This window comes from Vibrio neonatus, assembly GCF_024346975.1.
Classification (GTDB): Bacteria; Pseudomonadota; Gammaproteobacteria; order Enterobacterales; family Vibrionaceae; genus Vibrio; species Vibrio neonatus.
Map to the genome: position 1 here is coordinate 809,959 of NZ_AP024886.1, position 20,724 is coordinate 830,682.

Annotated in this window: 20 protein-coding genes and 1 pseudogene; 15 read left to right on the forward strand and 6 right to left on the reverse strand. The window is 41.3% G+C overall.

Going from position 1 to position 20,724, the window contains the following annotated elements; genetic code table 11:
- Positions 1-479 precede the first annotated feature (479 nt).
- The 6 genes from rnb (at position 480) to OCU38_RS15945 (ending at position 8,082) form a co-directional block, all read left to right on the forward strand.
- Positions 480-2,477 (forward strand): exoribonuclease II, encoded by a 1,998-nt coding sequence (gene rnb, locus OCU38_RS15920; protein ID WP_152822665.1) that lies wholly within the window; start codon positions 480-482, stop codon positions 2,475-2,477.
- Between the two features lie 164 nt (positions 2,478-2,641).
- Positions 2,642-3,517, forward strand: coding sequence for an AraC family transcriptional regulator (locus OCU38_RS15925; RefSeq protein ID WP_261824477.1), 876 nt, complete (start codon positions 2,642-2,644; stop codon positions 3,515-3,517).
- 118 nt (positions 3,518-3,635) lie between these two features.
- Positions 3,636-4,784: an iron-containing alcohol dehydrogenase gene (locus OCU38_RS15930; RefSeq protein ID WP_152822664.1), complete on the forward strand. Its 1,149-nt coding sequence runs from the start codon at positions 3,636-3,638 to the stop codon at positions 4,782-4,784.
- A 1,018-nt stretch (positions 4,785-5,802) separates the two neighbouring features.
- Complete coding sequence (locus OCU38_RS15935) at positions 5,803-6,540, forward strand: transporter substrate-binding domain-containing protein (RefSeq protein WP_261824478.1); 738 nt, start codon at positions 5,803-5,805, stop codon at positions 6,538-6,540.
- A gap of 176 nt (positions 6,541-6,716) precedes the next feature.
- The gene (locus tag OCU38_RS15940; RefSeq protein WP_261824479.1) at positions 6,717-7,364 is read left to right on the forward strand and encodes an amino acid ABC transporter permease; all 648 of its coding nucleotides are present in this window, start codon (positions 6,717-6,719) and stop codon (positions 7,362-7,364) included.
- Positions 7,357-8,082, forward strand: a complete 726-nt coding sequence (locus OCU38_RS15945; protein ID WP_261824480.1) for an amino acid ABC transporter ATP-binding protein — start codon at positions 7,357-7,359, stop codon at positions 8,080-8,082. Before OCU38_RS15940 ends, OCU38_RS15945 begins: the two co-directional genes overlap by 8 nt.
- Before the next feature lie 400 nt (positions 8,083-8,482).
- Here OCU38_RS15945 and OCU38_RS17115 read toward each other — a convergent pair.
- The 5 genes and pseudogenes from OCU38_RS17115 to OCU38_RS15970 all read right to left on the reverse strand — a co-directional run.
- Positions 8,483-8,726 (reverse strand): annotated as a pseudogene (locus tag OCU38_RS17115) (RNA-binding S4 domain-containing protein); the annotation flags it as partial.
- A gap of 56 nt (positions 8,727-8,782) precedes the next feature.
- Positions 8,783-9,394 (reverse strand): glutathione S-transferase family protein, encoded by a 612-nt coding sequence (locus OCU38_RS15955; RefSeq protein WP_261824482.1) that lies wholly within the window; start codon positions 9,392-9,394, stop codon positions 8,783-8,785.
- A gap of 86 nt (positions 9,395-9,480) precedes the next feature.
- Positions 9,481-10,911 (reverse strand): coniferyl aldehyde dehydrogenase, encoded by a 1,431-nt coding sequence (locus OCU38_RS15960; RefSeq protein ID WP_261824483.1) that lies wholly within the window; start codon positions 10,909-10,911, stop codon positions 9,481-9,483.
- Between the two features lie 235 nt (positions 10,912-11,146).
- On the reverse strand, positions 11,147-11,425 hold the full coding sequence (locus tag OCU38_RS15965; RefSeq protein WP_261824484.1) for a hypothetical protein: 279 nt from the start codon (positions 11,423-11,425) through the stop codon (positions 11,147-11,149).
- A 386-nt stretch (positions 11,426-11,811) separates the two neighbouring features.
- The gene (locus tag OCU38_RS15970) at positions 11,812-12,384 is read right to left on the reverse strand and encodes a DJ-1/PfpI family protein (protein WP_261824485.1); all 573 of its coding nucleotides are present in this window, start codon (positions 12,382-12,384) and stop codon (positions 11,812-11,814) included.
- A gap of 246 nt (positions 12,385-12,630) precedes the next feature.
- Here OCU38_RS15970 and OCU38_RS15975 point away from each other — a divergent pair, with 246 nt between their 5' ends.
- The 8 genes from OCU38_RS15975 (at position 12,631) to OCU38_RS16010 (ending at position 19,436) form a co-directional block, all read left to right on the forward strand.
- Entirely contained in the window at positions 12,631-13,146 is a 516-nt protein-coding gene (locus OCU38_RS15975; protein ID WP_261824486.1) for a TetR/AcrR family transcriptional regulator, read from the forward strand.
- A gap of 11 nt (positions 13,147-13,157) precedes the next feature.
- Positions 13,158-14,213, forward strand: coding sequence for an alcohol dehydrogenase family protein (locus OCU38_RS15980; RefSeq protein ID WP_261824972.1), 1,056 nt, complete (start codon positions 13,158-13,160; stop codon positions 14,211-14,213).
- Between the two features lie 626 nt (positions 14,214-14,839).
- Positions 14,840-15,745 carry an SDR family oxidoreductase gene (locus tag OCU38_RS15985; RefSeq protein WP_172972789.1) on the forward strand — a complete coding sequence of 302 codons (906 nt, stop codon included), beginning with the start codon at positions 14,840-14,842 and terminating at the stop codon, positions 15,743-15,745.
- Between the two features lie 41 nt (positions 15,746-15,786).
- A complete protein-coding gene (locus OCU38_RS15990; protein WP_152819973.1) occupies positions 15,787-16,530 on the forward strand; it encodes an SDR family oxidoreductase in 744 nt (247 codons plus the stop codon).
- Between the two features lie 379 nt (positions 16,531-16,909).
- Positions 16,910-17,266 carry a hypothetical protein gene (locus OCU38_RS15995; RefSeq protein ID WP_261824487.1) on the forward strand — a complete coding sequence of 119 codons (357 nt, stop codon included), beginning with the start codon at positions 16,910-16,912 and terminating at the stop codon, positions 17,264-17,266.
- A gap of 62 nt (positions 17,267-17,328) precedes the next feature.
- Positions 17,329-18,488, forward strand: a protein-coding gene (locus OCU38_RS16000) for an IS3 family transposase (RefSeq protein ID WP_261824123.1) whose coding sequence is annotated in 2 segments (ribosomal slippage) — positions 17,329-17,587 and positions 17,587-18,488 — 1,161 coding nt in all. Because the reading frame shifts where the segments join, the coding sequence is not laid out codon by codon here.
- A gap of 188 nt (positions 18,489-18,676) precedes the next feature.
- Positions 18,677-19,033: a DUF6516 family protein gene (locus OCU38_RS16005; RefSeq protein WP_216643768.1), complete on the forward strand. Its 357-nt coding sequence runs from the start codon at positions 18,677-18,679 to the stop codon at positions 19,031-19,033.
- 1 nt (position 19,034) lies between these two features.
- Complete coding sequence (locus OCU38_RS16010) at positions 19,035-19,436, forward strand: HVO_A0114 family putative DNA-binding protein (protein WP_152819975.1); 402 nt, start codon at positions 19,035-19,037, stop codon at positions 19,434-19,436.
- A gap of 323 nt (positions 19,437-19,759) precedes the next feature.
- On the opposite strand, the gene OCU38_RS16015 is transcribed toward OCU38_RS16010, so the two are convergent.
- The gene (locus OCU38_RS16015; protein ID WP_261824488.1) at positions 19,760-20,311 is read right to left on the reverse strand and encodes a TetR/AcrR family transcriptional regulator; all 552 of its coding nucleotides are present in this window, start codon (positions 20,309-20,311) and stop codon (positions 19,760-19,762) included.
- 183 nt (positions 20,312-20,494) lie between these two features.
- On the opposite strand from OCU38_RS16015, the gene OCU38_RS16020 reads away from it, so the two are divergent.
- Entirely contained in the window at positions 20,495-20,683 is a 189-nt protein-coding gene (locus OCU38_RS16020) for a hypothetical protein (RefSeq protein ID WP_152819977.1), read from the forward strand.
- The last annotated feature ends 41 nt before the right edge of the window (positions 20,684-20,724 follow it).

The following is a 20,724-nucleotide window of genomic DNA, read 5'->3' on the forward strand; positions in this document are numbered from 1 at the left end:
TAATTAATACTATTTTCATGACGCTTCCTCTTCATCTGCTTTCACATAACTTTTGTTATGTTGTGTATGTTTACGCGCAAACTCAGAAAATGGATCGAATTTCATCGACTTTATAGGCCGCTCAGCGCAGATTCTCGGTGAATTCAAAAACTTACACACTCTTTGTAAGCAGGTGCTCCCTATCACAGTCATAAATAGTTCAAAGTAACGTAACAAAAACACTTAAAACCAAGGCGCAATTTTCAAACAAAAAGCCTCGGTAAGTCGTTATTTTACAATCAAAAATTATAGCGAAATGTTCAAGTGTTTTATCAAGCTAAAGTAAGCTGTTAATTGCTAACGATTGGTATTATACATTTGTATCAAGAGTCGGTAAGATGGCGCGTAAATCACTGCCTTTCCTATCAACCTTGCCTAAGGGTTGCAATAATAAAGGCATAAATTAGCCCCCACAATTGTCAAAGATTATAAAGTATTCAATGTTTGCAGATAACCCGTTGCTTGCTCAACTAAAACAGCAAATTAAAGAAAAGATCCCTACTAAAGAAGGGACGATTAAAGCGACAGACAAAAAGTTTGGTTTTCTAGAAGTAGACAACAAAACCAGTTACTTCATTCCGCCTCCTTATATGAAGAAGTGCATGCACGGCGATCGCGTTGTGGCATTAATTCGCACTGAAAACGACAAAGAACTGGCCGAGCCAGATCAACTTGTCGAACAAGCCGTGACCCGTTTTATTGGCCGAATCAAACTGTTTAAAGGACGCTTAAATGTTGTTCCAGATCAGCCACAGTTGCGCAATCTTTCTCTGAAAGCCAAAACGGCGAAAGGCCTCAAACACGATATGTTCGCTGAAGGCGATTGGGTTGTTGCGCAGGTTATTCAACACCCTCTAAAAGGTGATGCAGGCTTCATGGTCGAAATCACCGAGAAAATCACCGACGCCAATGACAAAATTGCACCTTGGTGGGTAACACTGGCAGAAAACGACCTGCCAAAAACCGAACCTGCTGGCATTGACCATTGGCAGTTGCATGACGATGCCGATCTTATCCGAGAAGATCTTACCCATATTCCTTTTGTCACCATTGATGGTGAATCAACAAAAGATATGGACGATGCGCTGTACGCTCGTAAAACAGAAAATGGCCAGTTTGAACTGACTATCGCTATTGCTGATCCTACCGCGTACATCACGCCGGATGATGAGATGGACAAAGTGGCTCGTGAACGTGGATTTACTATCTACTTGCCGGGTCGCAACATCCCAATGTTGCCTAGAGATTTAGCTGACAATCTTTGTTCGTTAATTCAAGACCAACAGCGACCTGCACTGTGCTGTACGGTAACCATAGATAGCGATGGCACCATACAAGATGATATTCGCTTCTTTGCCGCTAATATCCAATCTCACGCACGTCTTGCGTACAATCATGTTTCAGACTATTTAGAAACGGGCTCTTGCGAACACTGGACACCGAGCAGTGAAATCGCCACCGTCGTCAATGCGCTGGCGGATATGGCAAAAGCACGCAGTGAGTGGAGAGAAAGCAACGCGGTTATCTTCCCTGATCGCCCAGACTACCGTTTTGAACTAAGCGAAGATAACGACGTGATTGCGATTCATGCCGATATGCGCAGAACAGCAAATAAATTGGTTGAAGAAGCCATGATTACCGCCAACATCTGTGCCGGTCGTGTTCTTAGCCATAAATTAGGCATGGGCATCTTTAATACCCATTCGGGTTTAAAAGAAGACAAAGTCAATAACGTTATCGACTTAGTGACTGAATACGGCGCACAAGACTTTGATGCACAAAACGTCACCACTCTTGAAGGCTTCACCGCGCTACGTCGTTGGTTGAACAATCAACCGACCCAGTATTTAGACAATCGCATCCGCAAACACCAAAGCTATGGCGAAATGGGTAACACCCCTGCTCCACACTTTGCAATGGGATTAGATATCTACGCTACTTGGACATCACCGATTCGTAAATACAGCGATATGGTCAACCATCGCCTGCTTAAAGCGATCATTCTAGATAAAGCGTCAGTACAAACCCCTGATGACGAAGTGGGTGACGAATTGGCTTTGCATCGTAAACATCACCGAATGGCGGAACGTAAAGTCAGTGATTGGCTGTACGCTCGTACTCTGAAGAAAGACGTTGCAGCGCAAACTAAATTTAAAGCCGAGATTTTTGATATTGGCCGTGGCGGTATGCGCGTACGTTTAATTGAAAACGGCGCGGCGGCATTTGTGCCAAACTCTTTGATTATGGATAACAAAGAGCGCATCGAATCGAGCACTGAGCAAGGCACAATTTCTATCGATAAAGAGCAAGTGTATAAACTCAGCGATACCGTTGAAATAGTCCTAACGGATGTTGATATCGAGAAACGTAATATAGTGGGTAAACCTACTGACGTTTTTGCAGATCTTCCTGCTGAAGAAGATCAAAAGCAAGATTAGACACAAACGTTAAGCTTTAAAATGACCACCCTGCAGAATGCTGATAAAGCTCTGCAGGGTTTTTTATTCTTTTTAGAATGTACATAGCAAAATCTACACAATCATTGCTTCACTTAACTGAGCAGTTAGATAAGATAATAACACTCACTTAAAAAGGCTTTCTTGTGTCGCCGTTAGTATACTTATCGCTGTCTCACCTACCTTCTGCACAGCAGCATGACTCGTTGGCAATGCCACTGGCATTTGTGCGTGTGCACAACGGCACGACAACGCCTCATATCAAAGACGCACCACCAGCGGCAAACTCTATTCAACTACACTGTTGCCTAACTAAAGATCTCAGTCACTTTTTATCCTCAAATAGGCAAAAGGATGTAGCAATAGACGCTGTGCTATTGGAATTTGCCAGCTTAGAAGCATTTCTTGAGTCTCCTTATTTACTAGAGCACGATTCATCTCAATATCTGCAATTAGAAGATAATGAAAAACAGGGCCCTGACATAAAGCCCAGTGCACTTGCTAGGATGGAAACATCAATTGAATGTGATGTACTGGAACAACAATTGTTTGATGCTTTAGTGACTTGCGCACAAAGCTCTGATTATCTAGCACAAGTGCAATGTGGGTTATTAAACAGTTTTTTGCTGCAAGTTGCGCACCGCAATCCCAGAGTTATCGACACTATAAAAGAGGCAACAGGGACTTACCTTTCAGAAAGTGCCCGTTTTTCCGAAAAAGTGTCCTTCTTTCTTGATATGAGATTGGATAAAGAGATAAGCCTGCCTATGCTTGCACAACACTTGAAGCTTTCTATTTCAAGCGTGAAACGAAAACTGGCCGATGAAGGACTCTCTTTTTCACAAATGCTTAAACAGAAAAGAACTTACAAAGGTGCCACTATTTTACGCGCTGGGCGTACTAATATAAATGCTATAGCAAGCCTGTGCGGCTTCAATAGCGCCACCCAATTTACTAATGCCTTTAAAAGTGTTTATGGCTGTACGCCAAAAGTATTTCGTAAAGAGCGCAGAACACCATAACGATACGATCTCGACCCAGTACCTAAGCAACTAAGTAACTAAGTAACTAAGCAAATTCAAACATGGACGCTACCGACACCTTGCGCACATGACGACAGCAACGAAAAGGAACGATGACATGCAGTTTAGCTATTCAAATCCAACCAATATCTATTTTGGACAGTCTCAAATCGCCGCCATTACTCGCGCTATCCCAAGTGATAGCAAAGTATTGGTGATTTACGGTGGTGGCTCTATTAAAAAGAACGGCGTGTACGATCAAGTTGCCAACGCCCTATCTGATCACCAGTGGCAAGAATTTTCTGGCGTAGAGCCAAATCCTTCCGTCGAAACCTTAAACAAAGCCGTCGAAATTGCCAAAAAAGACAACATTACCTATTTACTGGCCGTGGGCGGCGGTTCGGTAATTGACGGCACTAAATACGTGGCCGCCGCTTCACATTATGAGGGTGACGGTTGGGATATTCTCACCGGCAAGCACAAAGTTAAAAGTGCTATTCCACTTGGCGCTGTATTAACACTTCCTGCAACCGGTTCTGAATCGAACAAAGGTGCAGTCGTCACCAGAAAATCCACTCAGGATAAATTGAGCTTCTTATCTCCTCATGTACAACCCAAATTTGCTGTCCTTGATCCTGATGCAATGAAAACACTGCCGCAACGTCAAATGATCAACGGTCTTGTGGATGCATGGGTACACGTGTGTGAGCAGTACATTACTAAACCGGCTGAAGGTATGGTGCAAGATGGATTTGCGGAAGCGATTCTTAAAAACCTCAAAGCACTGGGTGAAGACTTTGCCAATCACGACAGCAATGCGTGGCGCGCCAATTTAATGTGGAATGCTAACCAAGCATTAAATGGTCTTATTGGCGCAGGTGTACCACAAGATTGGGCAACGCATATGATTGGGCATGAGCTTACCGCCTTGTACGGCGTTGATCATGCTCGCTCATTAGCTATCATCCAACCTTCATTGCTGCGCAATCAAATAGAGTTTAAACGTGCTAAGTTGGAGCAAATGGGACAAAACGTGTTTGGTCTAGCGCAAGGGGCCGATCTTGCTGAGCGCACTATCGACCAAATCGAGAGCTTTTATCTCAGCTTGCAGGTTGCCACGCAACTTACCGAACATGGCACAGATAAACCAGCGGCAGTGCAAGCCATCCTAAATCAATTGCAAGCCCATAACATGGTGACGTTAGGAGAAAATCAGTCCATTACGCTAAAAGAGGTTGAACAAATCTTACAAGGAGCGATTGCGTAAACTGAGCGCTTTCTTCTTTCATTAAGCACTCTGTTATTAAGAACGTTTTCATTCAGTGCTTTTTCATCAAGTGCTTTCGATGAGAACCGAGATACTGAGGAGACAAACACGTCTCCTCAGATTAATGATTTAAGAGAAACTAACGCCTTTAAAGACGTCATTTAAAAGCGATAATAAGAAAACGCCCCCTGTCAAGGCTATATACCTAACAGTAAATGCCGCCAAAAGTTATGAAGCACGTCACAGTTTCAAATAAAACCTTTAAGCTAACTGCACATAATTATCTTTTAGTTACTTAACCATTAGACATAAAAGTTAATAAATCACAGTAATAACACCAAACACAAAACATACACACAACATTCCAATCAAAGCAAATAACAATAAAATACAAAATAACACAATAAATGTATTTTAATTAATATAATGCCTTGTTAGATAAATAGTGATACTAGAAATAAATATGTAATTCATATGTAGATTAAACTCAACCTAAACGAAAGAAAAATACGCATTTAACTGAAATAATTAATCATAATAGAAAATATTTTACCTTACGAACCGAATAATATTCATAAGCTGAATTTGTCACTTAAAAAAGCGTTCAATATTTACTCAACTAACAAGAAAAGTGACAGCTCACACAGAAAAACAACTGCAAGCCTTTGTTTTTAAAGAACTTAAAAAGCCAGCCTTCACCTATGCTGAGGCTATTTTTCTGCGAGCAATAAATTGAAGTACTGTAAATCAATGATATAAGAGTGTAGATTAATTAATTAATAGAAAATTAATGCTTAAATATTAATCCATAATAGCATTTTGCACATACGCCACAGCGTGCATAAAAATCGGTTAACTTTTGTAAAATTTTGGATTAATAAACATAAATTATCGGCATAAATGCATATATAAATAGCGCCATTTTTCCGCATTACTTGATCTTTTGGTCTATTGCCTTTATTTTCGAGCCTTGCTTTCGTCTCTTCATTGAGACTTAAAAATAAGGAAACTCGCAAACATGAAAAAGATTTCAATTACATTTGCAATGCTTCTGGCTGCTCTGACAACCACTACAGCATTTGCAAAAGACAAAGTTTATAAGATCGCGACTGATGCAGCTTACGCTCCTTTCTCGTTCAAAATCGATGGCGCATATACTGGTATTGATGTTGAAGTACTAGACGCTATTGCAAAAATCGAAGGCTTCGAATACCAACTAAGCCCAATGAACTTCAATGGCATTATCCCAGGCGTAGTATCTGGTCAACTTGATGGTGCTATTGCTGGTATGACAATCACAGAGAAACGCGCTAAGGTTTTAGACTTCTCTGAAGGTTACTACGAATCAGGTGTTATCCCTGTCGTGACAGTAGACAGCAAAATTGCTTCAGTTTCTGACTTCAAAAACAAACGTTTTGCAGTTAAGAAAGGCACAACTTCTGCGGATTGGGCAAGTGCTAACCGTAAAGACCTAGATGCAAGCATCCGTTACTTTGACGATTCTGCTTCTATGTTCCAAGAAGTAATGAACGGCAACGCTGACATCGCTTTCGAAGACTACCCTGTTATCGCTTACAAAATTTCTCTAGATAAAACTCCAACTCTAAAACTTGTTGGCGAGAAATTAACAACAGCTAAATTCGGTTTTGGTGTTAAGAAAGGCCAAAACGCTGAGCTTCTTCAGAAGTTCAATGAAGGTCTAGCAAAAATCAAAGCAAACGGTACTTACGAGAAAATTCTTAGCAAATACCAATAATATCTAGTTTAAAAACAAGATGTTAATAACACTGCTTTAAAATAAAAATATTTACTCAGGAAGGAGTTTATTGCATAAACTCCTTCTTTCTTTTCTAAATAACCTCTTAGATGAGCGCCTTATTTTGAGGTCAACATCTTTGCGACGAGGTTAAGTAGTTTTAAAAGGAAATTCGTATGTTTGAGCTATTCATGGATAGCCTACCTGCCTTTATCGAAGGGATGAAAATCACCCTGATCATAACGGTATGTTCGCTGTTCTTGGCAACTGGCATTGGTCTAGTATTAGGCCTTATTAATATTGGCAAAAACAAGTTTTTACGCGCGATTGCTAAAGTCTATATCGATATAGTCCGTGGTACACCTCTTATCGTTCAAGCCTTCTTCTTATACTTTGGCATGACAGGTTACCTTGGCTTTCATATGACAGCTGAAGTTGCAGGTACCATTGTTATCAGTATTAACGCTGGTGCTTACATGGCTGAAATCTTCCGTGGCGGTATTCAAGCTATTGATAAAGGTCAAATGGAAGCAGCGCGTAGCCTTGGTCTATCATCGACACAAGCAATGCTGAAAGTAGTACTTCCACAAGCATTCCGTCACATGATCCCGGCAATTTTGAACCAGTTCATTATTTCACTAAAAGATACATCAATCCTTACCGTTATCGGTGTAAGTGAATTAACACAATCGGGTCAAATCATCATTTCTTCAACGTACCGTTCGTTTGAAGTGTGGACAATGGTCGGCATTTTGTATTTTGTTCTTATCTATATTTTGAGCACTATCTTTAGACAAATTGAGGCGCGTTTGAACAATGATTAAGGTATCAAAACTAGTAAAAGCTTATGGCGATAACGTTGTTCTAAATGGTATCGACTTCAATGTTGGCGAAAATGAAGTAGTTTCTCTTATCGGTCCTTCAGGCTCTGGTAAGTCTACCCTACTTCGTTGTCTAAACGGTTTAGAAGAGCTCAATGGTGGTCACATCATTATTGATGGTGACGACTTAGCGAACAAAGATCTGGATATCAACAAGTTCCGTGAACATGTTGGCATGGTATTCCAATCTTTCAACTTGTTCCCGCACCTAACGGTAATGGAAAACATCACGCTCGCGCCATTAACACTGAAAAAAGCCAACAAAGCAGAAGCGCAAGCAACTGCGTTTGAACTGTTGGACAAAGTAGGTCTGCGTGACAAAGCGGATGCGTATCCGAAAAGCTTATCCGGTGGTCAAAAACAGCGTATTGCAATTGCACGCGCACTGGCAATGAACCCAGATATCTTGCTTTTTGATGAGCCTACTTCGGCACTTGATCCTGAGATGGTTGGTGAAGTTCTGCAAGTAATGCAAGATCTTGCCAACTCACACGGCATGACAATGGTTGTTGTAACCCACGAAATGGGCTTTGCTCGTGAAGTGTGTGACCGCGTAGTCTTCATGGCTGACGGAAAAATCGTAGAACAAGGTAAGCCTTGTGAAATCTTCGATAACCCGCAAAACGAACGTACTCAAGACTTCTTGTCTAAAGTTCTGTAAGCATTTTGCTTTACCCGTTCTCCATCTAAAAGTTTGGGAGCTGATTTTAATCAGTTCCCATTTTTTTATCTGGAGCTAGCGACATGAATTTTGGACAATAAAAAAGGACCTAAATAACATTTAGATCCTTAATCAATCGTTCAGTTTACGACTTATCTTTTTCGCAATTATCGCCGAAATTAAAAGAAGTTGATGGATTTACGCCCTGTTTTAGCGTTTTTATCACTGTCATCATCTTCATTGTTCTCTGCTACTTGAGTCTGCACTTTAGCGTCAGAGTGGTTGTCGGCAAAATGCTCTTCAACATATTCAGGCTCATCGTCATAACCTTGATCGCCAGCATCGTAATCCGTTGCCACCCCATCGTCTGCATAATCAGCTTCAACAACATCAGCAGGATCAACATAGATCACTAGGTAGAATTCTTCGTTAAATTGAACCAAATCACCGTCAACCAATTTACGACGTTTACGGGTTTCTATTTCGCCATTTACGGCAACATAGCCTTGGCTAATAGCTTGTTTCGCTTCACCGCCACCACTGACTGCATCGGCAATCTTTAGTACTTTGTAAAGTTCCACCGGTTGAGTTGACACCTCAACACCAATTGCTTCAATTTCAATTTCTTCTTCTAAGTGATCCACTGCATTTCCAACTTAAGTTTTCGAGCGATGCTCGTTAATTGGCGACATTCTAACTGCTATTGGAACTCAGGCATAGCACCAAGTTTATTGTGCCAAACTTGGATATGGGAGTATTGCTCATCAAGCTCCACTGAAAATGCGCCTTTCATTAGGTTAATAAACAAAAACCCAGTGATATCTGCAACTGACAGCTCGTCACCCGCAAGATAAGTCGAATGGGCCAATCGGTTTTCTAGTTTCGTTAAAAAGGCAATCGCACGACCTTTTGACTCTTCGCCCCACTCGCTTACGCAATTTTCTCGGTCGGAATAAAAGCCTGTAATGTTTCTAAATGCCTGAAAACCAGCGATAAGTCCTTGAAACTCAACAATGCGGTGCCACATTTCAACTTGCGCACTCTGCACACCTGGCGCGCCAAATAGATTAGCCTGATTAGGCACAATATGATCAAAGTAACGACAAATTGCGACAGACTCACTGATGTAAGTACCATCGTCTAACTCCAATGCAGGCACTGTGCCGCTAGCGCTCTTTTGTTGGAACTCAGGAGTAATATTTTCACCACCCTTTAGATCCACTTGAACACGCTCAACCTCAGCCCCAATCAGCTTGAGAAAAATCGAAACACGTCTACAGCTTGGCGTTGCCGCCGACTCATACAATTTCATTTCATATTTCCTTATTAAAATTTCGCTTTGCAGCGCTTTTGAATCAGCTCTATAAGGCATTGTGATTTTAGGCAATGTTCCATCAATTACCTGACAAACCACTTCCTCATAACTGACAATACAAACTTACGATATTTCAAAATTAACCGAGCTCTGGGTAAATAGCTCGGCGTATACAACACTGTTTTAGCATGGCTAAAGGTTCTAAACCCTTCTTCACCATGATAACGCCCCATTCCCGAATGCCCTATCCCGCCAAACGGCGCATCTTCAGCCGCGACATGAAAAATGGTGTCGTTGACCGCCACTCCTCCAGAATGAGTATTTGCCAAAATATAGTCAACCGTCGGTTGTTCATTACTCATAACATATAGCGCTAAAGGCCGCTCATGGGCATTCACATACTCAATCGCTTCTTCAACTTTGTGATAGGTAATGATAGGTAAAATAGGGCCAAAAATTTCTTCCTTCATCACCGCTAAATCATCGCTTGGATTAAAGATAAGATGGGGCAATAACTGGTTTGGTTCTGTGGTGCTATTACCGGCAGCGACTTCTATTACCCGTACGCCATCAGTCGCTTTAGCTTGCTCTATATATTGCTGTAAACGCTGGTATTGATGACTATTAATAATATGACTGAACTGGCTGAGATCTTTGGCAAAATAGCGATTAAAACGCTGGGCAAATAGCTCGGCAAATTCATCGGCTCTGTTTTGATCAATCAGTACATAATCTGGCGCAACGCAGATTTGTCCTGCGTTGACACATTTGCCAAACACAATTGAATCGATGATTTTGTCTAACTGCGCATCAGGCGCGATTATCACTGGCGATTTACCACCTAATTCCAGCGTAACTGGCGTTAAATTTTTGGCTGCTGCTTGTGCGACCATGCGCCCAACCGATGTTGAACCGGTAAACAGCAAATGGTCAAAAGGTAACGCACTAAAATTCGCGGCGATCGTCGCTCCGCCTTGTATCACCACCACTTCTTCATCTAAAACCGACAAGATGTTAGTGAGCACTTCATTGGTCGCAGGAGTAAACTCGCTGAGCTTTAACATCACTTTATTTCCAGCAGCAATGGCAGTTGCTACCGGCGGTAGGCTCAGCATTACCGGGAAGTTCCACGGCGAAATCACTCCCACTACCCCAAGAGACTGATACTCAACTTTCACTTTTGAAGGAAACAGCATTAATCCTGCATGGCGCTTCGACGGTTTTGCCCATCGATTGAGGTTTTTTAAAGTGTATTTGATGTGATTGATGGTTGGAATAATATCAGACAGAACAGAATCAAACTCAGAGCGATTGCCAAAGTCTTTTGCCAGTGCCGAGACCAGTTGCGACTGCTGCTCTAATATTGATTGTTTGAGTAGTAATAAGCGCTGTTTTCGTTGCTCTAAACTTGGATTTGGTGCGTCTGCGTAACTCTTTTTTAAAGCGGTTAATTTCAAGTTTAAATCACCTGAGTCCCCTAAAGTGTCACTTGAAACCAAATTAAGTCGCGCCATTACTGCCTCTCATTAAATCTTCAACCGTCATCATGATTGTTGCTTGTGCAATCGATTGTAGGCGATGAGAAGCATTACACCTAACTCTGTTATCCAAAATTTTTACCCTTAGCAAAAACTTGCCTTAAATAGGTAACAATATGGGAGCAATTAGACATTTGTTGCTATCTGTTTTTTGTTCGACAATGAAAATTAAGCGTCACGGGCGCAACGCTTAATTCTTAATTCTTATTTATTACATGATATTTCTACGACGAGCTTCTTTCTTATAGCTGGACTCGCGATAAAGCCAAAGCAACCCGTTCGCGACAATCATTAGCCCAGTAAACAATACATAGTTCACCCACTGGCTCTTCACAAATGACGCAATACCCTGCTCACCGATAGAAGAATATTGAAAAGCGATACTAAACACTAAATAGAAAGCAAAAGAGCCAAGAGTGCTCTTAGAAAGCCAACTGAAGAAACCTTGCTCTCGTTTCTGATGCCAAATTTGAAACACTTTATCGTTCATATATTTACCTAACTTGATTATTTCTGTACTTAATTCAGTGCGTGTCACTTGTGTCGTTTCACACTAAATAAAGAAGCAAGCAACGCTTGCCATAATACTAAACCTTTTTACTATAAACTCGAACCCCAACGAAGAACGGGTAATACAAAAAGCTTACGAAAATTTGCGATACGCACTAACAAAGGGCGACATTATCTCACGATGTGCGTCTAACTGAATACACAAAGCTGACATTTGACGGATTTAACCTAACAAAACAGCTTTTGGTGGACGGAAAACCGTAAATTAGACTAACGAAGATCGTGAAGCATGAATCGCTAGTGACGAAAAAGCTTAGGTATGGAGAGCCTAAGTACGACCTAGCTTTCGCAACAAAAGTGATTACGTTATTCTTGCCAGTTGTATTCCATTTGCTTGGCTACTGTCTTGGCAAACGATAGGCCGCAATGTTTTGATAGCAAATGTAAACTCATATCGATACCAGCCGAAATACCACCGGAAGTAGTAAATTTTCCAGATGTGACCCAACGTTGATCTGTGATTACATTTAGATTTGGAAACTGCGAGATTAAATCCGGAATATCCTCCCAGTGTGTCGTCACTGTTTCTTCCTTAATGACACCCGCTTCTGCAAGAAGAAATGCACCAGTACACACTGACACCACTTCATTTATATTTTTAGCTATAGAAGCAAGCCAACTTAAAATATGGGGTTTGCACATTTCATCGATATGAACGCCCCCGACTACAATGAATAAATCAATATTAGGGTGATCATATATGGTGTAGTCAGCCAATACTTTAAAACCGCCACGGGCAATAACAGGTTCAGAACTCTCAGCAACTAAAAACACATTTAAATGCTTAGCCCCTAACCTTTTCGCTGTACTAAACACTTCATATGGGCCCGAAAAATCAAGGACTTCTGCTTGGTCGTAAATATAAATACCTATGTTCATCTTCCCTCCTTGGATAATGTTCAAAACACTAGCAAAACGCTTCGAATCCGTCACTTTTACACATTGATACGAACCATAACGTACAACGAATCTCTATCCCCTATCGATAAGATAGTCGAGACCAGTATCAATGAAATCATCTATAAATATCATTGAGTCAATAGTCTATGGTTTGTCGATTGACAAGGGTAGAACAAACGCTCTACTATAAAGGTAGAGCATTCATTCTACCCAATGAGATACATTATGCTAAAAGAGCAAATCGCATCCAGCCTAGAGCGAGAATTTAGTGAGTTTGGTTTTGCCGAGCCCAGTGTCGCACAACTCAAAGTAGCTTGTGGTGTCAGCCTAAGAACTTTATACAAACACTACCCTTCAAAAGAAGAGATGATTGTAGGTGCTTTACAACACCGTCACCAACGTTACCTAGCGTTCTTATTGGCTGACGTTCCTGAGACAGGTATTCACTCTCTAAAACATATTTTCACTAAGTTGGGTGTATGGATGAAAGAATATGCACCGCACGGCTGTATGTCTATGAATGCACTAGCAGCATTTCCTGAAAATGACTTCATTTACCAAGCAGTCAAATCCCATAAGAAAGACGTGCAAAGATTTCTAGGTGAACAAAGTGTACGCCCAGATTTATCAACACAGCTATTTTTGCTTCATGAAGGCGTGTCGAGTGCTTGGCCGGTTATTGGGGAGCAAGCTCTCGATGCCGCCCAACACACAATTATAAAATTATTATCTGAGAACTAATCATGACAACAATACCAACCGCTATACCGGACACAATGAAAGCGATACTACTTAATGGTCATGGTGGACCTGATATGTTGGAATATCGCCAAGATATTCCTGTCCCAACGCCAAAAGATCACGAGGTGTTGATTCGTGTATCAGCCGCTGCTGTAAACAACACCGATATTAACACCCGTATTGGTTGGTACTCGAAAAGTGACCACAGTAAAGACGATGCTAGTTGGGGTGGAAATGCATTAAATTTGCCCAGAATCCAAGGCGCTGATGTCTGTGGAGAGATCGTTGCGGTAGGCGATTGCGTTGATAACATTCGTATTGGAGAACGAGTGTTAGTTGAACCCTGTTTAAGTGACGTGAACGGTGAAAGTGTTTCCCCTGCATGGTATTTAGGTTCGGAGTGCGATGGTGGTTTTGCTGAGTATACCGTGGTGTCTGCAAAGCACGCTTATAAGATCGACTCAGATCTCACTGACATCGAACTGGCTTCTTTCCCATGCTCCTACTCTACCGCAGAAAACCTGTTAACGCGCGCTCAAGTCGTTAAAGGTGATCGCGTCTTAATATCTGGAGCATCTGGAGGCGTGGGTTCTGCAGCCATTCAGCTTGCAAAAGCACGTGGCGCAACGGTTATAGCGATCACAAGTGCTAGTAAACATGATTTGGTATTAGGGCTTGGCGCAAATACTGTGGTTAATCGAAATGAAAACCTCGGTGAGACTCTAGGCACAAACAGTGTAGATGTTGTTATTGATCTTGTGGCGGGTGAACAATGGCCTCAATTTTTTGACGTGTTGCGGCCTAAAGGTCGTTATGCCGTTTCCGGTGCAATCGGCGGAGCATTAGTTGAGCTTGATGTACGCACACTCTACTTAAAGGATTTAAGCTTCTTTGGTTGTACTGTTCTAGAACCGGAGGTTTTTTGCAACTTAGTGAGCCTCATTGAACAAGGTAAGATAAAACCACTCGTGGCCAAAACTTTTCCTCTTGAAGCAATTTCACAAGCCCAGACTGAGTTTCAAGAGAAGAAACATGTCGGAAAAATAGTGCTGACAGTCACAGAATAAAAATAACTTGCTCAGCACTACATAAGTGCAAGTAAATCACATTCAAAAAATCAAGATACAAAGCCCAACGATGGTATGAAAGATGCTAAATGTTGGGTAGCGCCATGTTATTGATTATGGGCGTACTGCAATGTCTTAGTATAAAAACGCTTTGTTCTGGTAACAGGTTCTGGAATTCCGCAGCGTATTAGGTATTAAGTTAAAATTTTGAAGTATTGCCCAAATTAGCAGCCAACTTTCTTGTAAGTGGAGCAGCTAAGCTCAAAACTCCCTGTCAAAACCCCGTTAAACAAAGATACCAAGGCTACACACAATAACGGGTTCAGAACTCTCAACAACTAATAACACATTCAAATGCAGTCCCTTCGTCTTTTTGCTGTGCTAAAAACTGCAAATAAATCTAAGAAACCAAGGACATGTACTTAGCCATCTCATTACCTTTTAACTTTCTGACAAAGCAAAGCACGTTTATTTTTTATCGATCACTAAAAAATATATGACGTTTGCTATTGACAATGTTTAGCGATCAATACAGAATGCGCGCATCCAATTCAGTAGCGAACACTACAGAATATTAATCAAACAAGTTCTCTTACTAAGATCGACAGAATATGCAGGAAATAACAATGACTAAAGAAACCGCAATCCAAACACGTAGCAACATGAAAACAGTCGTAATTACAGGCAGCAGCAGTGGCTTTGGTAAAATGGCAGCAAAACAATTTGCCGATAAAGGACACAAAGTTTACGCCGCGATGCGCAACGCAGACGGCAAGAATCAAGCAGTGAAAAATGAACTAGAATCATACTCAGAAAACATTGTTGTAGTTGAGATGGACGTTCTTAGTGATGAGTCTGTAAACACAGCGATTGCACAAATCATGCAAAAAGAGAGTGCGATTGATGTACTGATCAACAACGCGGGCATCATGCACATGGGTATAACTGAAGCATTCAGTGTTGAGCAAGCACAACAACTAATGGATACCAACTTCTACGGTGTTATCCGCTCAGTTCAAGCCGTTGCGCCACATATGCGTAAAGCAGGTAAAGGCCTAATCATCAATACGACCTCTGTTATTGGTCGCGTTTCATGGCCATTTACTGGCACCTACAGCGCAAGTAAAGCAGCGGTAGAAGCTTACTCTCAGAGCCTAAAATTTGAATTAGCTCCAAGTGGTATTGAGGTGGTAATTGTTGAGCCAGGCCCATCATCAACTAATTTGGGCGGCTCATTTAAACCAGAAGCACACACTCAAGTGGTCGCTGAAAACCCACAGCTTAAAGCCACCATCGACAACATGATTAACTCTGTTGGCCAAGGCTTAGAAGATCCAAAAACCGATCCGCAAAATGTGGTAGATGTGTATCTAAACTTGGTGGATATGGAACACGGCACACGCCCAACACGCACAGCGATTGGTCTGGTGAACAACGTGGATAAAATCAACGATTTCTTCCAACCACTTCAAGACCAAGTGATCTCAGATTTCCAACTCGATTTCATGCTAGAAACTAAAGTTAACGACTAATTACTTCGCTATCTCAACGTAATAAAACAAGGTAAAAGCTTATGTCATTCAACATTTCAAATAAAGTTGTGTTCATCACTGGTGCAAACCGAGGTATTGGTAAGTGTATTACTGAGCACTTTATTGATCAAGGCGCGAAGAAAGTGTACTTAGCAGTTCGCAATCCAAATTCAACTAAGGCTTTAGAAGAGCGATACGGCGAAAAAGTAGAGACAATTCAAGTCGATATTACCGATGAAGCATCTATTCTGGAAGCGGCAAAAAAAGCAACGGACGTTGACGTTGTCATTAATAACGCAGGAATTATTTCAACAGTGGCTCCTCTGGACGACAATGCGCTCGATACCTTGAAAGAAGAGATGGAAGTAAATGTCTACGGACTAATGCGCGTTGCCAAAGCATTTGAAGCGGCCTTGATTGCCAATCAGGGTTCATTAGTGCAATTAAACTCAGTCGCTTCAATCAAAAACTATGTGAATATGACCACATACTGCACATCAAAAGCGGCATCTTATTCTGTCACGCAAGGTTTGCGTGATCATTTTAAACCTCATAACGTTAGCGTTCTGAGTGTTCACCCTGGCGTGGTTGCAACCGATATGGCGGATCTTACGGGTCTTAGTGATATCGCATCGTCACCACAAATCGTACCAATCGAAATTCTTTCTGCATTGGATAAAGGCGAGTTCCACGTATTTCCCGATGCCATTGCAAAACAAAGAGAAGCTGGATTTAAATCTTACGCCGACAACGTCATCATGAAAGACTTTGCAGAAGAACGATAATAACGTATCTCTTGATTCATAAATTACCTTTTTAAGGGATATAGAAGCCAAATAGTTTCTATATCCCTTAAAAATACAACCTATACCGCCATTAACCAAACCAAATATCATGAAAAAGGGCCTATTGGCGCATCGACAATACTAACTTTTAGACATGAACACATTATTATCAATAGCTCGTAATATATAAAAGTGCTATGCATACCTCGTAAACACTTATGCATCTTTTTCATCTGCTAAATCGTCATATTTAACCTGTGTTTTTATTATAAAATGCATTTACAACAAGCACTTACAAGTGATATTTTGACGACGTGACTTACAAGAAAGCAGGAGGTTATCCTGCTGCTAATTAATAAGCTGTTATGTATAAATGATAATGCCAGAATTCGAGCTAGGAACTTTTTCTATAGGAACGTTAATTGGGCTTTTACTCGGGGCTTATGTTGGCCATGCATTAGCTATTCGTAGAGGTAAAATACAGTCTAGGCACAATGCTGCCATAGAGCTTAAAAAGGCATTTAGCCGTTGCGCCTTACAAATAGAAAATGGCGAGAATCCAACAATTATGGTTTCCGCTGAATACCATAAGCAGCATGAAGCAGCTATGGATTACTCAGCAACGCTCAATGGCAGAGCTTTAAAAAACTTTAATCGTGCGGTTAACGAATACACTGAGTGGTTTAAAGTGGTCTGTAATCGTACGGCTGCTCAAACTCTTTATGAAGAAGTGTAGTGGTTTAATGATCCCGGACACCCAATTAGGTGATAAAGTCACCACAATTAATGAGGTGTTCAATGACAAAACGACAACGACGTACATTTTCTTCTGAGTTCAAAATGGATGCAGCATGCTTGGTTCTTGATCAAGGTTATTCTGTTCCCGAAGCAGCACGCTCAATGGATGTTGGTGAAACAGTTTTACGGCGCTGGATCGAACAGCTTAAGATCGAGCGAGGTGGTATTACCCCAACGGCCAAAGCGCTTACTTCGGAGCAGATAAAAATCCAAGAATTAGAAGCCCGGATTAATCGACTTGAGAGGGAAAAGTCGATATTAAAAAAGGCCACAGCTCTCTTAATGTCGGACGAGCTCGAACGCTCTCGTTGATTGATCACTTAAGGGAGCATGAATCAGTCAAGTTGTTGTGTGAGCTTTTTGATGTAGCTACATCTTGCTATTACGAGTTTAAACAGCGTAAACCCGATGCTAATCGTGTTCGGCTTGCTAGCAGGATAAGAGAGCTTTTTAACATTAGTCGTGGCTCTGCTGGAAGTCGCACGATTGTGTCTATGCTTCGCTCAGAAGGCATCAAAATTGGCCGATTTAAAGTACGGAAGTTAATGCATGAGGCCTGTTTAGCAAGTAAACAACCCGGCTCCCATCGATATAAATCGGCTAAAACAGAACGTCCAGACATCCCGAATTTGTTGAAAAGAGAATTCTCGGTAACCATTCCAAATCAAGTTTGGTGTGGTGATATTACTTATATTTGGTCAGGCTCAAGATGGGTATATTTGGCAGTTGTTCTAGACCTTTATAGCCGTCGAGTTGTTGGCTGGGCTCTATCCAACAAACCCGATTCGGCTCTAACAACTAAAGCTTTAGATATGGCTTGGGAACAGCGAGGGCGACCAGATGGTGTTATGTTCCACTCAGATCAAGGGGTTCAATACGGGAGTCGCAAGTTCCGTCAAAGACTCTGGCGATATCGAATGGCTCAAAGCATGAGCCGACGTGGAAACTGTTGGGACAATGCGCCGATGGAAAGGTTATTTAGAAGCCTGAAAACAGAATGGATTCCGGCAACTGGTTACATGAACCAAAACCAAGCCCAAAAAGACATCAGCTATTACCTGATGAACTATTACAATCGACAGAGGCCACATCAAGCAAATGATGGGGTTTCGCCGGTTACTGCCGAAAATCGGCTTAAGATAGTGTCCGGTATTTGTTGACCACTACAAAGATGATCCTGAGTATCTAAAAATAAAAAATAAAGACCCCTTGGCACTAATCAATGGCATGCTTAAATATGCAAACACATAACAAACCCGCTTACCAAGACGTTATAAATCACTCAAGTTTCGTACCATAGAAAATTGGTGTTATACTCTGGTCATAACATCAGTTCGAGGTTAGAAATGTGGATGAGATTGACGTCCTATTAAGTATGCATGGCGAACAAGTTCATCGCGATGACGGGTATTGGTGGAAAATTGAGGCTTGGACTGTTCCACCAACGAAAGAGCGACCTCACGGTATTCGTTATAATCTAACTTTACATAATAAGTTTAATAAACGTATTTTTGGGCATGATAACGCTCATGCTGTAAAACCACCGAAAGGTAAAAAATTCAGTGGTAAACGTTATGAATATGATCATTTGCACAAATCAGCAATTGATCAAGGGACACTTTATGAATTCTCGGATTGTTACACATTACTTCAGGATTTCTTTGAAGGTATAGATAGAACCATTGCTGCAATAGAAGGTAAATAATATGAAAGCAAGAATCGGAATTATGTCTGAAAAGCTCATTCGTATGAGGTTGCTGGCTATGGCGCAAGGCAAGTACACACCTCAAAAGAATGAACCTAAGGTTTGGTATACATCAATTAACGCGATCTCACAGATTCTTTGTCCGGAGAATATCGAGTTATTACGTTTAATGGACTCGGAACGACCTGAAAGTTTGACTCAATTATCAGAATTAACCGGTCGTGCGAAGTCAAATCTTTCCAATACATTGAAGACATTAAGTGAAAAAGGTTTCGTGCGTTTAGAACAAGGTAGCGGTAAATCAGTAAAACCGGTTGCTCTATTTACAGACTTTGAAATTGTTACAAACTCTGAACTTGAACATTACTTATTACAGTTATCAATAGGTCAATCTGCAGCCTGATTTATAACAAATAAGGATAGATGTCGCCCATCTGATATCTATCCTGGTTGTTGAACAAGCACAGCGCGACTTTATTATGTAAATTGTACGATAGATTTTTAAGTGGACTTCACCTTGGCACTGCTCTTAAGGTAAGCGCAACAATCGGCATTTCGTAGCTTAGTGGTATGCCAACTTAACGTATTCACGATCAAACTTAATTGCCCACCTACCCCATCATCAAGAACAACGTTATCTTGAATCATAAGATACAAAAAAGGGGGTAAACCCACTATGGACACCCCGCTTTTTCGTATAGTGCTTATACAGCTTGTTAGCCTGTGCTACTGACCGCTGCGAGTCGGTATCGTATTGAGCGCATAGTCCATGACTGATTCTGCAACCTGTTGTGACTCTCCCGCGCGAACCTGAGTAGAGAGGCCATAAACAACTGATAACAAGTATTTTGCTTGCAGTTCTGCGGTCGCAGACTCAGTGATTACACCCTCAGATTCAATCAAGGTTGTGAGCAACTTTTTGGTTTTCAATCCAAATTGTTTAATGTACACCGTGGCTTCCTCAGGAAAGGCAACACTGTCAGACTCATTCACGCTTTTTACTAATAAGCATCCTAACGGAGTATCAGCATCCGAAAACTTTTGAATCAGCTCATAGAAACACGCTCGTAGTTTTTCTATAAAATGTGCATCAGAGGGTTCAGTGATATGGCGATAACACGGCTCACTGTATTGTTTGATGTAATGTGCAACCACTTCTTTGAATAGCTGCTCTTTATTGCCAAAAGCGGCATATAAGCTAGGCGTATTGATGCCAAGTTCTGAGGTTAGATTCGCAACAGATGTAGCGGCATAACCGTTGTTCCAAAATATGCGCATTGCCTTATCGAGTGCTATATCTCTGTCAAATGATCTCTTTCTTCCGGCCATTGCCTATGGTGCTCCTACCTAAAATAGCGTACTGATACATATTTTGTAGCATTCACTAAAAAATGTCAATTTCATTGTCGACTTTACTTATCGATCGGTACAGAATGTACTCATGAATTCCAACTGATGCAAATGATGACGCCGTTAGATACGGCCTGTCTACTATCAAGTTCTGACCGAAACACTTGGGGAGGCGACAGCTTTATGGCGATAGAAATGGAGGATTCAGTACTAGGCGAACCGGCGATGATGGCGCTAAGAAATGTTATTAAAGGCTGTCCCGAGCAAATGAAAATAGCCGAAGCAGGACACGTTTGTTAGCACATGAGTGCCGTGATTCTTTTTAACCTTGTAATAGATAT

What these genes read in the sequence shown, in the direction of transcription:
- rnb (WP_152822665.1), top strand. Translation starts at nt 480, where the DNA reads ATGTTTGCAGATAACCCGTTGCTTGCTCAACTAAAACAGCAAATTAAA.
- OCU38_RS15930 (WP_152822664.1), top strand. Translation starts at nt 3,636, where the DNA reads ATGCAGTTTAGCTATTCAAATCCAACCAATATCTATTTTGGACAGTCT.
- OCU38_RS15935 (WP_261824478.1), top strand. Translation starts at nt 5,803, where the DNA reads ATGAAAAAGATTTCAATTACATTTGCAATGCTTCTGGCTGCTCTGACA.
- OCU38_RS15940 (WP_261824479.1), top strand. Translation starts at nt 6,717, where the DNA reads ATGTTTGAGCTATTCATGGATAGCCTACCTGCCTTTATCGAAGGGATG.
- OCU38_RS15945 (WP_261824480.1), top strand. Translation starts at nt 7,357, where the DNA reads ATGATTAAGGTATCAAAACTAGTAAAAGCTTATGGCGATAACGTTGTT.
- OCU38_RS15955 (WP_261824482.1), bottom strand. Translation starts at nt 9,394, where the DNA reads ATGAAATTGTATGAGTCGGCGGCAACGCCAAGCTGTAGACGTGTTTCG.
- OCU38_RS15960 (WP_261824483.1), bottom strand. Translation starts at nt 10,911, where the DNA reads ATGGCGCGACTTAATTTGGTTTCAAGTGACACTTTAGGGGACTCAGGT.
- OCU38_RS15965 (WP_261824484.1), bottom strand. Translation starts at nt 11,425, where the DNA reads ATGAACGATAAAGTGTTTCAAATTTGGCATCAGAAACGAGAGCAAGGT.
- OCU38_RS15970 (WP_261824485.1), bottom strand. Translation starts at nt 12,384, where the DNA reads ATGAACATAGGTATTTATATTTACGACCAAGCAGAAGTCCTTGATTTT.
- OCU38_RS15975 (WP_261824486.1), top strand. Translation starts at nt 12,631, where the DNA reads ATGCTAAAAGAGCAAATCGCATCCAGCCTAGAGCGAGAATTTAGTGAG.
- OCU38_RS15985 (WP_172972789.1), top strand. Translation starts at nt 14,840, where the DNA reads ATGACTAAAGAAACCGCAATCCAAACACGTAGCAACATGAAAACAGTC.
- OCU38_RS15990 (WP_152819973.1), top strand. Translation starts at nt 15,787, where the DNA reads ATGTCATTCAACATTTCAAATAAAGTTGTGTTCATCACTGGTGCAAAC.
- OCU38_RS15995 (WP_261824487.1), top strand. Translation starts at nt 16,910, where the DNA reads ATGCCAGAATTCGAGCTAGGAACTTTTTCTATAGGAACGTTAATTGGG.
- OCU38_RS16010 (WP_152819975.1), top strand. Translation starts at nt 19,035, where the DNA reads ATGAAAGCAAGAATCGGAATTATGTCTGAAAAGCTCATTCGTATGAGG.
- OCU38_RS16015 (WP_261824488.1), bottom strand. Translation starts at nt 20,311, where the DNA reads ATGCGCATATTTTGGAACAACGGTTATGCCGCTACATCTGTTGCGAAT.
- OCU38_RS16020 (WP_152819977.1), top strand. Translation starts at nt 20,495, where the DNA reads ATGATGACGCCGTTAGATACGGCCTGTCTACTATCAAGTTCTGACCGA.